The 13,758-nt window shown below is 31.0% G+C and carries 15 protein-coding genes; 9 read left to right on the top strand and 6 right to left on the bottom strand.

Annotated elements, in window-relative coordinates:
• The first annotated feature begins 91 nt into the window (after positions 1 to 91).
• The 8 genes from thrC to ABD939_RS09250 all read left to right on the top strand — a co-directional run bounded on the left by thrC (position 92) and on the right by ABD939_RS09250 (position 7,742).
• Entirely contained in the window at positions 92 to 1,384 is a 1,293-nt protein-coding gene (thrC, locus tag ABD939_RS09285; protein WP_345167479.1) for a threonine synthase, read from the top strand.
• Between the two features lie 139 nt (positions 1,385 to 1,523).
• Positions 1,524 to 2,531 carry a T9SS type A sorting domain-containing protein gene (locus ABD939_RS09280; RefSeq protein WP_345167476.1) on the top strand — a complete coding sequence of 336 codons (1,008 nt, stop codon included), beginning with the start codon at positions 1,524 to 1,526 and terminating at the stop codon, positions 2,529 to 2,531.
• Between the two features lie 114 nt (positions 2,532 to 2,645).
• Positions 2,646 to 3,728 (top strand): glycine cleavage system aminomethyltransferase GcvT, encoded by a 1,083-nt coding sequence (gene gcvT / locus ABD939_RS09275; protein WP_345167473.1) that lies wholly within the window; start codon positions 2,646 to 2,648, stop codon positions 3,726 to 3,728.
• A 1-nt stretch (position 3,729) separates the two neighbouring features.
• The gene (locus tag ABD939_RS09270; RefSeq protein WP_345167471.1) at positions 3,730 to 4,644 is read left to right on the top strand and encodes a glutaminase; all 915 of its coding nucleotides are present in this window, start codon (positions 3,730 to 3,732) and stop codon (positions 4,642 to 4,644) included.
• 21 nt (positions 4,645 to 4,665) lie between these two features.
• Positions 4,666 to 5,499: a sugar nucleotide-binding protein gene (locus ABD939_RS09265; RefSeq protein WP_345167468.1), complete on the top strand. Its 834-nt coding sequence runs from the start codon at positions 4,666 to 4,668 to the stop codon at positions 5,497 to 5,499.
• A gap of 30 nt (positions 5,500 to 5,529) precedes the next feature.
• Complete coding sequence (locus ABD939_RS09260; RefSeq protein WP_345167465.1) at positions 5,530 to 5,820, top strand: 4a-hydroxytetrahydrobiopterin dehydratase; 291 nt, start codon at positions 5,530 to 5,532, stop codon at positions 5,818 to 5,820.
• Between the two features lie 97 nt (positions 5,821 to 5,917).
• Entirely contained in the window at positions 5,918 to 6,661 is a 744-nt protein-coding gene (locus ABD939_RS09255; protein WP_345167462.1) for a YebC/PmpR family DNA-binding transcriptional regulator, read from the top strand.
• Positions 6,662 to 6,728: 67 nt separating this feature from the next.
• Positions 6,729 to 7,742, top strand: coding sequence for a DUF3500 domain-containing protein (locus ABD939_RS09250; RefSeq protein ID WP_345167459.1), 1,014 nt, complete (start codon positions 6,729 to 6,731; stop codon positions 7,740 to 7,742).
• Between the two features lie 22 nt (positions 7,743 to 7,764).
• On the opposite strand, the gene ABD939_RS09245 is transcribed toward ABD939_RS09250, so the two are convergent.
• Positions 7,765 to 8,499: an NYN domain-containing protein gene (locus ABD939_RS09245; protein WP_345167456.1), complete on the bottom strand. Its 735-nt coding sequence runs from the start codon at positions 8,497 to 8,499 to the stop codon at positions 7,765 to 7,767.
• A gap of 146 nt (positions 8,500 to 8,645) precedes the next feature.
• Between ABD939_RS09245 and ABD939_RS09240 the strand changes: the two genes are divergently transcribed.
• Complete coding sequence (locus ABD939_RS09240) at positions 8,646 to 9,836, top strand: retropepsin-like aspartic protease (protein WP_345167454.1); 1,191 nt, start codon at positions 8,646 to 8,648, stop codon at positions 9,834 to 9,836.
• Between the two features lie 97 nt (positions 9,837 to 9,933).
• Here ABD939_RS09240 and ABD939_RS09235 read toward each other — a convergent pair whose 3' ends face one another.
• The 5 genes from ABD939_RS09235 to ABD939_RS09215 form a co-directional block, all read right to left on the bottom strand.
• Entirely contained in the window at positions 9,934 to 10,482 is a 549-nt protein-coding gene (locus ABD939_RS09235) for a 1-acyl-sn-glycerol-3-phosphate acyltransferase (RefSeq protein WP_345167451.1), read from the bottom strand.
• Position 10,483: 1 nt separating this feature from the next.
• The gene (locus ABD939_RS09230; protein WP_345167447.1) at positions 10,484 to 11,566 is read right to left on the bottom strand and encodes an iron-containing alcohol dehydrogenase family protein; all 1,083 of its coding nucleotides are present in this window, start codon (positions 11,564 to 11,566) and stop codon (positions 10,484 to 10,486) included.
• Between the two features lie 151 nt (positions 11,567 to 11,717).
• Complete coding sequence (locus tag ABD939_RS09225) at positions 11,718 to 12,422, bottom strand: HAD family hydrolase (RefSeq protein ID WP_345167444.1); 705 nt, start codon at positions 12,420 to 12,422, stop codon at positions 11,718 to 11,720.
• Positions 12,413 to 13,141, bottom strand: coding sequence for a 3-deoxy-manno-octulosonate cytidylyltransferase (gene kdsB / locus ABD939_RS09220; RefSeq protein ID WP_345167441.1), 729 nt, complete (start codon positions 13,139 to 13,141; stop codon positions 12,413 to 12,415). Before kdsB ends, ABD939_RS09225 begins: the two co-directional genes overlap by 10 nt.
• A gap of 43 nt (positions 13,142 to 13,184) precedes the next feature.
• On the bottom strand, positions 13,185 to 13,757 hold the full coding sequence (locus ABD939_RS09215; RefSeq protein ID WP_345167438.1) for a DUF4126 domain-containing protein: 573 nt from the start codon (positions 13,755 to 13,757) through the stop codon (positions 13,185 to 13,187).
• Position 13,758: the final 1 nt, after the last annotated feature.

Below are 13,758 nucleotides of genomic sequence, written 5' to 3'. Positions count from 1 at the left end.
AATAGAAATATTATGTCATTTCGACGAAAGGAGAAATCTCATAGCAAATAACTAATAAATAGATTCCTGATTTCGCAGGAATGACAGAAAAATGAACTATTACTCACTTAATCATAAAGCACCAAACACATCATTTAAAGATGCTGTTATAAAAGGATTAGCACCCGATAAAGGTTTGTACTTTCCAGAAAGCATAAAACCTTTACCGCAGTCATTCTGGGATAATTTTGAAAACTTATCGTATTCTGAAATTGCTTTTGAAGCTATTAAACAATTTGTGTCTCCTGAAATTCCAGAAGCTATTTTAAAAACAATTGTTGAAGAAACACTCTCTTTTGATTTTCCAGTGGTTCAGCTAAATGAAAACATTTCAACTCTTGAGCTTTTTCATGGACCAACAATGGCCTTTAAAGATGTTGGCGCACGTTTTATGGCGCGCTGTTTAGGGTATTTCAATCAAAACAACACCAATGAAGTTACCGTTTTAGTAGCTACTTCTGGAGATACTGGAGGCGCTGTGGCTAATGGGTTTTTAGGAGTTAAAGGTGTAAATGTAGTTATACTCTACCCGAGTGGAAAAGTGAGCGATATTCAAGAAAAACAGCTAACAACATTAGGTCAAAACATCAAAGCGCTAGAAGTAAATGGGACGTTTGACGATTGTCAAGCCATGGTGAAAACCGCTTTTTTAGATGAGGAGTTAACCAGTAAAATGCAGTTAACATCAGCAAACTCAATAAACGTAGCACGTTGGTTACCACAATTATTCTATTTTATGTTTGCTTACAAGCAATTACATAAAAAATATGAGGACATTGTATTCTCTGTACCAAGTGGAAACTTCGGAAACATTTGTGCTGGTATGATGGCGCAACAATTAGGCTTACCAATCAAACATTTTATAGCATCAAACAATGCTAATAACGTAGTAACACGTTATTTACAATCGCAGTTATACGAACCAAAACCGTCTATTCAGACTATTAGTAATGCCATGGATGTTGGCGCGCCAAGTAACTTCATTCGTATTCAAGAGATTTATAAAAATAAATTTGATAGCTTAAAACAAAATGTGTCTTCATACAGCTTTACAGATGAAGAAACCAAAGCAGCCATGTTAGAAATTTACAATAACTACAATTATGTTGCAGACCCACACGGTGCTGTTGGTTATTTAGGAAGTAAGACATATCTAAAAGAAAACCCAAACGCCCATTGTGTGTTTTTAGAAACCGCGCATCCAACTAAGTTTTTAGATGTTGTTATAGAAGTCATCAAAGAAGAACAACCTTTACCAAAGCAAATTCAAGAAGTAATGGGTAGAGAAAAGGAATCGATAGGCATTTCTAACTATGAAGGTTTAAAAGATTTCTTATTGGCATAAGAGCTTTTAGTAATAAATTCGATCTTCTACAAGCTATAACCATAAAGTATTACCCTAATAGTTGCTGCAACAGGATACCTCATGATGGTATAGTTTATTTTTTTCTAGAAATTTACACACATTAGAAAAAATTGCAACAATGAAAAAAATTACAATTCAAACATTGTATCTATTAGTGTTTTCACTTCTCTGTATACAGATATCAGCGCAAACAGCAACGTGTGATGGTACACTTCCGTTTGAAGAACAAAATGGCATCTTAATCATTGAAATGGAATCTGGAATTAGGAACAATTCTAGCTGGAAAACAGGTAGTGAGGCGGACCCAAATTTATCTGGATCTACTATTAATTATATTTATTGGGATGGACCACAATCTTTTAATACACTTACAGGAGCATCCATAACCTATAACATTAGAATAAATAACCCAGGTACCTATAGATTTGCATGGCGCGGTAGAATTGGAACAGGCACCGAAAGAGGCGAACACAATGATGCATGGTTGAGAATAATTGCTGATGATTGGTATATGACGCAAAATAACGACCCAAATGGAAGTGCTATAGAGCCTATACCTGATTGTAACTCTAATCCAAATAGAGGATGTCCAGATGATGCAAAAGTTAACAATTGGATTAAAGCTTTTATGAACGTAGATCCGACTGGGGATATTGATAAACGCTGGAAGTTTGTTACCAACTCTAGATCTAATCTTGTTTCACAAAGGTTTATATGGGCAACTTTTAATACAGCAGGTAATTATTCTATAATTGTAGATGCAAGATCAAGCTTCTTTTTTATGGATAAAATGGTATTGCGAAGAACAGATGTTTCTGATAGTACTGCATTTAATTTAATGAATAGTGAATCTTTATGTTTTGACGCTTCATTATCACTGGAAGAAATAACAAATATTAACGAGATAAAAGTCTATCCAAATCCAACTAATGATAATATTACGATTAGTAATTTACCTGAACAAGGGCAACTTTTATTAAAAAATATACACGGTGTTACAGTTCGCAAAATAGATTACACAACATCAAATAAAACTTTTGATATTAGTAATTTACAAAGCGGTGTTTATTTCTTATCAAACAGCAACAGTAATAATTACTTCGTTAAAAAAATAATTAAACTTTAAAAAGTTAGTCAATTGAAAACTTCATTTTAAACCAAATGATTTAAGTTTTATTAAACGTTCTTTATTTAAATTTTCAATACTTTTACTTCTAGAAAATTTTAATAGAACTTATAAATGAAGAATACAGCTTTAACAGAAACTCATATAGCACTTGGCGCAAAAGTAGTACCATTTGCTGGCTATAATATGCCTGTACAATATGAGGGTGTAAATTTAGAACACGAAACTGTTAGAAATAATGTTGGTGTTTTTGATGTCTCACACATGGGAGAGTTTTTAATTGAAGGTGAACACGCATTAAAATTAATACAAAAAGTATCAAGTAATGATGTATCAAAATTAACTATTGGAAAAGCACAATACAGTTGTTTACCTAACGACGATGGTGGTATTGTTGATGACTTAATTATTTATAAAATTAAAGAAGAAACATATTTATTGGTGGTTAATGCCAGTAATATTGAAAAAGACTGGAATTGGATTAGCTCTAAAAATGATGTTGGTGCTACAATGCGAGATTTAAGTGAAGATTATTCTTTATTAGCTATTCAAGGTCCAAAAGCTATTGAATCGATGCAAAGCATTACAAGTCACGATTTATCTGCTATTAAATTTTATAATTTTATTGTTGGAGATTTTGCTGGTATCGAACACGTAATAATTTCTGCAACAGGATATACAGGCAGTGGTGGTTTTGAAATTTATTGTAAAAACTCTGAAGTAAAACAAATTTGGGATAAAGTTTTAGAAGCTGGAGCAAATTTTGGAATAAAACCAATAGGTCTTGCAGCACGTGACACCTTACGCTTAGAAATGGGCTATTGTCTTTACGGAAATGATATTGACGATACTACGTCGCCTATTGAAGCAGGATTAGGCTGGATAACAAAATTTACGAAAGACTTTACAAACTCGGAAGCTTTAAAAGCAGAAAAAGAACGTGGTCCTGAACGAAAGCTTGTTGCTTTTGAATTAAATGACAGAGGGATTCCACGTCATGGCTATGATATTGTAGATGGCAACGGCAATAAAATTGGTACAGTTACTTCAGGAACAATGAGTCCTTCAATGGGTAAAGGTATAGGTCTAGGCTATGTCCCTGCTGTTTTTGCTGATTTAAATAGCAAAATAAATATACAAATACGTAAAAAAGCTATTCCTGCAACAGTTGTAAAATTGCCCTTCTACAAAAGCTAGTATGTCTGATTTTAAAGCTATTCTTAGTAATATTTACCAAAATGTTTCAAAAACTAATGATAAAGGTACTGTAGCAACTTACATACCTGAATTAGCTGACATTGATATTAATAATTTTGGTATTCACCTCCGCACCGTTAATGGGCAACATTATGGTATTGGTGATTTTAACAAACCATTCTCTATACAAAGTATATCAAAAGTTTTAGCTTTATCTAAAGCCATGGAATTAGTTGGTGAATCCATCTGGAAACGAGTTGATGTTGAACCTAGTGGCAACCCTTTTAATCATTTATCTTTACTAGAAATTGAAAATGGTATTCCTAGAAACCCATTAATAAATTCTGGAGCCATTGTTATTGCAGACATTTTAGTTTCTAGTTTGAAAAATCCCAAACAAGATTTTTTAAATTATGTTAGAGATATAACTGGTGATACCACTATTAATTTTAATGAAGATGTAGCTTATTCAGAAAAAATAACTGGATTTAAAAATTATGCAGCAGCTAATCTTTTAAAATCGTTTAATAACTTAAATAATCCTGTTGAAGAAGTTCTAGATTTTTATTTCCATCAATGCTCGATAGAAATGAGTTGTGAGCAATTAACAAATGTATTTTTCTTTTTAGCAAATAAAGGTAATTGTTTATTAAATAAAGCCCGACTAACCAAAACACAAGCTAAACGTATTAATGCTATTATGCTTACTTGTGGATTTTATGATGAAGCTGGAGAATTTGCTTTTGAGGTCGGTTTACCTGGTAAAAGTGGTGTTGGCGGAGGCATTGTGGCCTTACTACCAGATTATTTTGTTATAACTACCTGGGCTCCAGGCTTAAATAAAAAAGGAAATTCTAAATTGGGAATGCTAACTTTAGAAGCGTTTACTACTAAAACAAAACTATCCGTTTTTTAAATGTCTTTTGAAGTTTGATTTATGAAGAAACGAGAAGATAAACATAGAGTTTTAATAATTGGTGCAAGTGGTTTTTTAGGAGGTGCAATTTATAAAGAACTCTGCTCCTATTTTAAAACGTTTGGAACTTACGCTACTACCAATAAACAATTTGAAAAGAATCATCATTTCTTTCAATATAATATTGAAGAAGATGATATTTATGAAATTCTAGATATTGTAAAGCCTACTATTATAATTTCTTCGCTTCGAGGCGATTTTTCAAAACAAGTTTTAATGCATCAACATCTAGCAGAATATGTATTTTCACATAAAATAAAACTTTTATTTTTATCATCTGCTAATGTTTTTGATGCCTACAGTAAATATCCTAGCTATGAAGAAGACAAAACTTATAGCAATAGTATTTATGGGCATTTTAAAATAAAAATTGAGAATATGCTCCTACGTTTACCCAAAAAACAAGTTGCTATTTTAAGATTACCTATGGTTTTTGGAGCTCAATCGCCTAGAATAAATGAAATCTCACAAAATATAAAAGCAAAAGAGCCTATTGAAGTTTTTCCTAATTTAATAATGAATGTTACTAATGATAGTAAAGTAACTCAACAAGTTCATTACATCATAAATAGAAAAAAGTCGGGTATTTTCCATTTAGGAAGCACAGATTTGGTGCATCATGATGATTTTATAAAAGAAATAGCATCTAGTTTATTACTTGACGAAAAAGCTATTTACAAAAGAGTTTATACTACTAACAATGATAGATATTTAGCCGTTTTGCCTAAGTTTAACAAATTACCTAAACACCTTCAGTTAATTAGTCAAGATATTTTAACAGAATTAAAATTATAAGTAAATTGTAACAATAAAATTGCTAACATTATGAATAAATTATCTGAATTAGAAATAGAAAAGAAACTTCTCCGATTTCCAGATTGGGAATATTTTGATGATGCAATTCATGCAGAATTCGAATTTGAAAATTTTAAAGATTGCTTTAGCGCCATGAGTCGTATTGCTTTTGATTGCGAAGCGCTTAATCATCATCCAAATTGGAGCAACGTTTATAACGTACTTACAATTTCATTATCAACACACGGTGCGAATGGCGTTACTAATAAAGATTTCAAACTAGCAGAAGCTATTGAAGCCATAGTAGAACCAGAAGAATAGTTTGTTTTTAGTAAGTAGATTTTTAAATTTGCGAAAAGTAGTTTAAAATTTGTTTAATTTAATAAGTTCCTGCTTTTGAGGAATAACAAATAATATTATGGGAAGAGCTTTCGAATTTAGAAAAGCAAGAAAAATGAAGCGTTGGTCGGCAATGAGCAAAGCCTTTACACGAATTGGTAAAGACATTGTTATGGCTGTTAAAGAAGGTGGTCCAGACCCAGACAGTAACTCACGTTTAAGAGCCGTTATACAGAACGCAAAATCTGTAAACATGCCTAAAGACAATGTAGAACGTGCTATAAAAAAAGCTAGTGAAAAAGGCCAAGGCGATTATAAGGAAGTTATTTTTGAAGGTTACGCACAACACGGTATTGCAGTGCTCATTGAAACTGCCACAGATAACAATACACGTACCGTAGCTAATGTAAGATCGTATTTTAATAAAACTGATGGGAGTCTTGGAACATCAGGATCTGTGGTGTTTATGTTCGACCATACTTGTAATTTTAAAATTAAAGGCGAGAACATAGATTTAGAGGAACTTGAGTTAGAACTTATAGATTTTGGAGTTGAAGAAATTTTTGAAGATACCGATGAAGATGAAGAAGGTAATGAAGTAACTAGTGTAATGATTTACGCTCCTTTTGAAAGCTTTGGTAATATACAATCGTACTTAGAAGATAATAATATTGAAATTCTATCTTCTGGTTTCGAACGAATTCCTCAAGTAACAAAACAACTAACACCAGAGCAAGCTGAAGATGTTGAAAAACTTTTAGAAAAACTTGAAGAAGATGATGATGTACAAAACGTATATCATACTATGGAAGAAACTGCCTAATATATTGATATCAGAAATATTGTGTAATTTGTTTCTCCTTATATCTTTTACCGTAATACTATAAAATATGATTAGACTAATAGTTATTTCAATATGCGTTCATTTACTTTCAATTTCATCATTAAATTCGCAAACAAATGCTGCTATTAGTTTCTTGGATGCTCTAAATGAAGAGCAAAAAGAAAAAGCAAATTTAATGTTTGATGATTCAAACAGAGAAACTTGGCACTATCTACCAGCCGTATCTTTTAAAAGAGAAGGCATTGCACTTTTTGAATTAAACGAACAGCAAAAAATACTAGCTACTAATCTTCTAAAAAGTTATTTAAGTGAAGTCGGCTATATTAAAACACAAAAAATTATAAGTTTAGAAAACGTACTTGCTGAAATTAGTGGTGACCCTATTTACAGAGATCCATTAAAATATTATATAACAATTTACGGAGACCCAAAAAAAGACAACATATGGTCTTGGTCATTTGAAGGACATCATATATCATTAAATTTTACTATTGCCGAGGATAAAACATCTTTTTCTCCAAGATTTTTAGGAACTAATCCTGCAATGATAAAAAATGGAAAACGAAAAGGAGAACGGGTTTTAAACAAAGAAGAAGATTTAGCTTTTAAATTAATTACTTCGATGAATGGTGAACAAAAAAAGCAAACCATATTTAAGGAAAACTCATTTTTAGAGATTATAACGGCTAATAAATCGGAAGTTATTAAACTAAAACCAGTTGGTATTGATGCGAAATCACTAAATAAAAATCAGCAAAATATCTTAAAAGCTATCATTGAAGAATATCTTTCTACAATACCCACCGAATTAGCTAAAGAAAGATTAAGAGCCATAAATATAGCCGAATTTAATGATATTAAATTTGGTTGGGCAGGATCAACAGACATTACTAAAGGGCACTATTATAGAATTCAAGGTGACACTTTTTTAATAGAATTTGATAATACTCAAAATAAAGCTAACCACATACATACAGTATGGAGAGATTTTAATGGTGATTTTGGTAGAGATTTAATAAAGGAACACTACGAACAAGCAGAACACCATAAACAAGATTAGAATATCTATTGTGTAATCTCTTCTATTTGTTCTTAACATAAATCAGTTTAAATCGACCGTTTGTTTGATCTCGTTGTTCCATTTCAAATTGCGATAAAGATTTAAATAGTGGTGTTAGCTTAGAAAAACCAAAGTTTCGTGAATCGAAATTTGGTTGTTTCTTTAAAATTAACGAACCAACATCTCCTAAAAAAGCCCACCCATCATCATCGGCTGCATCATCTACAGAATTTTGAAGAAGTTTAATCACTTTTGGTGTTATGTTATATAGGTTTTCTTTTTTCTTTTTACCGCTCTTTTCTCCTTTATCATTATCTTCATCGTTGGCAAGAATTTCTAAATAAATAAACTTATCGCAAGCCACGATAAACGGATTTGGTGTTTTCTTCTCCCCCATTCCATAAACAACCATGGCTGCTTCACGCAGACGAGTGGCTAATTTTGTAAAATCACTATCAGAAGATACTAAGCAAAAACCATTTACTTTTTCAGAATACAAAATATCCATAGCATCAATTATCATGGCAGAGTCTGTGGCATTTTTCCCTGTAGTATAACCATATTGCTGAATAGGCGTTATGGCATTTTCTAACAACACATTTTTCCATTTTGACAAATGTGGCTTGGTCCAATCTCCGTAAATCCTCTTTATAGTTGGCGTACCATACTTGGCAATTTCCTCCATCATTTCAGAAATATACTTTGATGGAATATTATCACCATCAATTAATACAGCAATTTTTGTGTCTTTTATCATATTTTTTAAAGATATATAAATAATAGTTAAAACAGTACTTTATTATAATTGTTTAAAAGATTAAAAAGCAAAGATTTTAATTAAATTTACAATGAAAGCTTATAACATTAAGCTGTAATATTTTAATTTCAATCAAAAAAAATCAAATGAAGAATATTTTTTTAATTACTGTTTTGTTTATTTCATTACAATCCTGCGGACAAAATATGTCCTTTACTAAAGGTTTGGTAACTGAGAGAAATTATTACTCAGAAATTAAATTTGAGTATGTTTCAGAAAAAATAATTATACCTGTTACAATTCAAAATAAAGAATACAAATTTTTGTTAGACACTGGAGCACCTAATGTTATTTCTGCTGAGTTCGCTAAAAAAATTAAAACAAAAGCTATTGGTAGTTTAAAAGTAAGTGATGCGTCCAATAAAAAAAATACACTAGATATGGTTTCAATACCGCTAATACAGTTTGGCGGTTTGAATTTTAAAAATACTACCGCATTAGTTGATAACACTCTAAAAAATTTGGTGTTTGATTGTTTTAATATTGATGGTATAATTGGAAGCAATATGCTTTACAAATCAATACTTCAAATAGATTTAAAAAGGAAACTTATTATACTAACTGATAAAGAAAAAAGGTTAAAACTAGACAAAAGTAAAGCCACAAAACTATCATTACTAAAAAGTCAAAAAAGTCCCTATATATGGGTTAATATTGAAGGCAATAAAAAAGCTAGAGAACATTTACTTATAGATACGGGCATGAAAGGGTTTTATGATTTATCAAAGGAAAACTTTAATCTTTTACAGAAAAATAAAGTTTTTAATATTCATAATACAGGTGAAGGAAGCAATGGAATAAGCATATTTGGAGCAGCAGAAAAAGGCAAACAGTATAGAATTATTGTTCCTAAATTGAAAATTAATAATACTGAATTTAATACAATTGTTACCGAAACTACAAATGATGACAATTCTAGAATTGGGACTAAAATTTTAAATCATGGTGTTTTAACTATTGACTTTAAGAACAAACGCTTTTATTTAGACTCTGAAAAAAATGCTGTAAAAATAAATAAAAAACACTTTGGATTTAATTTAACTATTAAAAATGATAATCTAGCTGTAGGTATTGTTTGGGATGATTCGCTTAAGAATGATATTGAATTTGGAGACGAAATTATAGACGTAAATGGCCTAGATTTAGAGAATATACCAGTTTGTAAATTCTTAAATTCTGAATCAATATTTAAAAAAGATATTTCTTATGACATTACGTTTAGAAAAAATGATGGTACAATAAAAAAATTGAATGTAAAAAAAAGCTACCTTAAATAAGATAGCTTTTAATTAGTAATGTTTCTTTTTAGGGACAAGTAATTGTTTACTTTATGTTTCAGTTACTAATATTATATCAGCAATTCTCATGCCATATTTATGAATATTCAGGTATTTTTCCTTTAATACCCTCAAAAAATTTATACATGAATTTAAAGTCAGCTTCTTTATCATCAGTTGGATAAAATGGCTCAGATATTTTATTTTGTTTGTTTTCAAAATCTAGAGTAAACATAATTATAGGTACTTTAGCTTCTTTGGCTATATAGTAAAATCCTGTTCGCCATTCTAAAACTTTTTTACGGGTACCTTCTGGCGCCAATGTCATTCTAAATTCTTTTTTTTCTTCAAATAATTTAGCTATGGCTTGAACTTTATTTTCATTGTCTTGCCTATTTATTGGAGCACCACCTAAAACTTTAAAAAACCACCCTATAGGAAATATGAATAATTCTTTTTTACCAACAAAATTTGTTTTTAAACCAATAACAGCCCTTAATAAAACTCCAATATAAAAATCATGCCAGCTGGTATGAGGCACAGCAATAATAACAGCTTTTTTAATAGTATCTTTTGAAAAATTTTTGTTACCACAAATTTGCCAACCTAAAACTTTAAAATAAATAAATTTGGCAAACCATTGCATATTACATTTTTTTATAAAGTTCTTTTAGCTTTTTTCGAGTAACAGTGTTTTTCCAATTTTTCCCTACAGCGTTTTCCCAAAGAGGTTCTAAACTCAAAGAAATATTTATCATGGTATCAAAATCTGAATCACTTAAATCTGCACAAATACCTTGAGGTAATTCTATATTGTGTTTCTTTTTCATGGCTTTAAACAGTTTTACCCCTTCTGGATAAAATTCTTCTAAATGATTAAAAACAATACAGTTACCAATTCCGTGTTTAGTTCCTAATAAATAGGATAATCCGTAACTAAGCGCATGAGCAACACCTACTTGAGAATAAACAATACTCATACCTCCATGCCATGAGGCCATCATTAATTTGTCTTCAGCTTCCTCCTTACTCAAACTTTCACCAAAAAAGATGTCTTTACAAAGCTCTAAAGACATTTCGCCATAACTTTGACTAAATGTGTTTAAATAAGTTCCATTAAGTGATTCTATACAATGAATATAGCAATCCATACCTGTGAAAAACCATTGTTCTTTTGGAACATCCTTAGTCAATTCAGGATCCAAAATAACCTGATCAAAAGGTGTGTAATCAGAATTAATACCTAACTTTCTTATTGGACCGGTTAATACCGTTGTTCTAGAAACTTCAGCGCCTGTACCAGATATTGTTGGAACTCCCACATGATATATAGCAGGGTTTTTAACCAAATCCCAACCTTGATAATTTTCAGTCTTACCTTGGTTAGTAAGCATTATAGAAACAGCTTTGGCTAAATCTAGAAGTGTACCACCACCTATACCTATTATACCTGATGGCCGCTCTTTTGTATCTAGAATAATAGACTCAACTAGTTCATCAACTTGTGATGTTTTGGGTTCTTCTTTAGCTGAGATATAAATAATTTTATCGTCGTATGATAAATTTATCCTCGATGTTAACCATGTATTGTTTTTAAAAACATCGTCAACTAGAAAAATAAAAGGTGATTTTGTATTTAATCGCTTTGGGGCAACTATATCATTTAATTGATTGAAACTACCTCTGCCAAAAATAACTCTTGACACCATTGGAAAGTTTTTATAACTCATTTAATATGTTTTCTTTTACAAAAATGTAAAAATAGTATTAATTTAAATTTTACTCATTTAAATCGTATTGAAATTTTCAAAAAGAGTATTGAACTCTGTTTATTCAATAGAACGTTGTAATATACTTTTAACACAAGGCAAAGTCATGAGACTAATCAAAAATTCCTAAAATTTCATTTAACGATTTTATGGTTTTATAAGCTTTACCATTAGTTTCTTCCTCTGTTACTTCTTCGTGAGCCCAAGTAGTATGAAAAGGAACATGAATGGCATGCGCATTTATGTTTACTAGTGGCAAAATATCTGATTTTAATGAATTCCCTATCATTAAAAATTCTGATGGATTAATATCTAAATGATTTAATAACCTTGAATAATTAGCTTCTTTCTTATCACTTAGAACCTCAATATGATGAAAATAATCGGTTAATCCAGACTTTTCTAGTTTTCGCTCTTGGTCTAATAAATCCCCTTTTGTTGCTAAAATTAAGCGGTAATTTTTCGATAGCGTTTTTAAAACATGTTCTACACCATCTAGTAACTCTACAGGCTTATTTAGCATATCCTTACCTATATTAAGTATAGCCTCTATAGTTTTATTGGAAACATTATAGTTAGATAATTCTAACGCCATTTCTACCATAGATAATACAAATGCTTTAACACCATAACCATAAAGAGGCAGATTACTAATCTCCTTTTTAAAAAGCTCTTGATCAATTTTGTTTGGTGTTTCATATTTAGACAATAGCCTTCCAAACTCTTCCTCAGCCTCACGAAAATAGGTTTCATTTACCCACAACGTATCATCGGCATCAAAACCAATTACTTTTATGTTATTATAATCTATTTCCATAATTTCTTGGCGCGTTCTAAATCTTCAGGAGTATCTATTTCGACACCTTGAACATCGGTTTCTACCATTTTAATTCGTTTTCCATACTCTAAATAGCGCAACTGTTCTAGCTTTTCTGAGGCTTCTAAAAGCTGCATTGGTAAGTTGTAAAAATCTAATAAAGCTTGCTTTCTGAAGGCATAAACGCCTTTATGCTTAAAATATCTAACACCAACATTTTTATCTCTTGGATATGGAATTGGACTACGAGAAAAGTATAACGCAAAATTAAATTGATCTACAATAACTTTTACAGTATTTGGATTGTTGATTTCTTGTGTATCTGTAATATGTACCATTAACGATGCTAAATCAACCTCTTTTTTAGAGTCTTTTTTAAAAACATCTATGAGTTTAACTAAAGATTCTTTATCTGTAAATGGTTCGTCTCCTTGAACATTTATAACGACATCTACATCCATAAACTCAATAGCTTCAGCAATTCTATCACTCCCACAATCGTGCTCTTTTTTACTCATTATAGCTTTGCCACCATTATTCACAATTTCATTATAAATAATAGAGCTATCGGTTACAACGTAAACATCATCAAATAAATTAGTAGCTATTGTGGCCTCATACGTTCTAGTTATAACTGTTTTTCCTTCTAAATCTTGCATTAATTTACCAGGAAAACGTGATGCAGCATAACGCGCCGGAATCATTGAAATTATTTTCATCAAGTTGATTTCAAAATGTTATTCAAAAATAGAATAATTATTACTAGTGTTTAACTTTTTTGGTTTTAAACTTTTTGTAAAATTTAAAAATAATTAATAAGATTATTAAAACTAATATTACAGCCAAAACAGGAATAAAAACAGAAATAATAGCCATAACTATTGAAGTTCCTGTTTCTATGGTAGATACTACAGGGTTTGCTAAACCACCCGTTGTAGCAGTAGATGCTAAGCGCGTGGTACTTGACGAACCCGATATGGCCGCTGCTGTACCTCCACCAGCAATAATAGCTAACGACCAAGTTATTACAGGGCTTAAATCTGCCACTGTAGACATCATAACAACTGTACCTGCTATGGCCGCTAATGGAACCGCAATGGTGTCTAATAAATTATCAATGTAAGGAATATAATAGGCGAATACTTCAACCAAAGTGGCTACTCCTAAAGTTATTAAAGCGGTAGTACTACCAATCCATTCCCAAGATTCATTAAGTTGCCAAACATCAAAATATGACGCTAAACTTAATGCAAATAGTGGGACAAACACTCGAAAGCCAACAGAGGCCGCTAGCCCAATTCCTAAACAAATACTAATTATGGTTTCAATAGTCATA

It is taken from the genome of Algibacter aquimarinus (assembly GCF_039543265.1).
In the GTDB taxonomy this organism is placed as follows: Bacteria; Bacteroidota; Bacteroidia; order Flavobacteriales; family Flavobacteriaceae; genus Algibacter_B; species Algibacter_B aquimarinus.
This window is presented reverse-complemented; position numbering and strand designations above follow the sequence as displayed.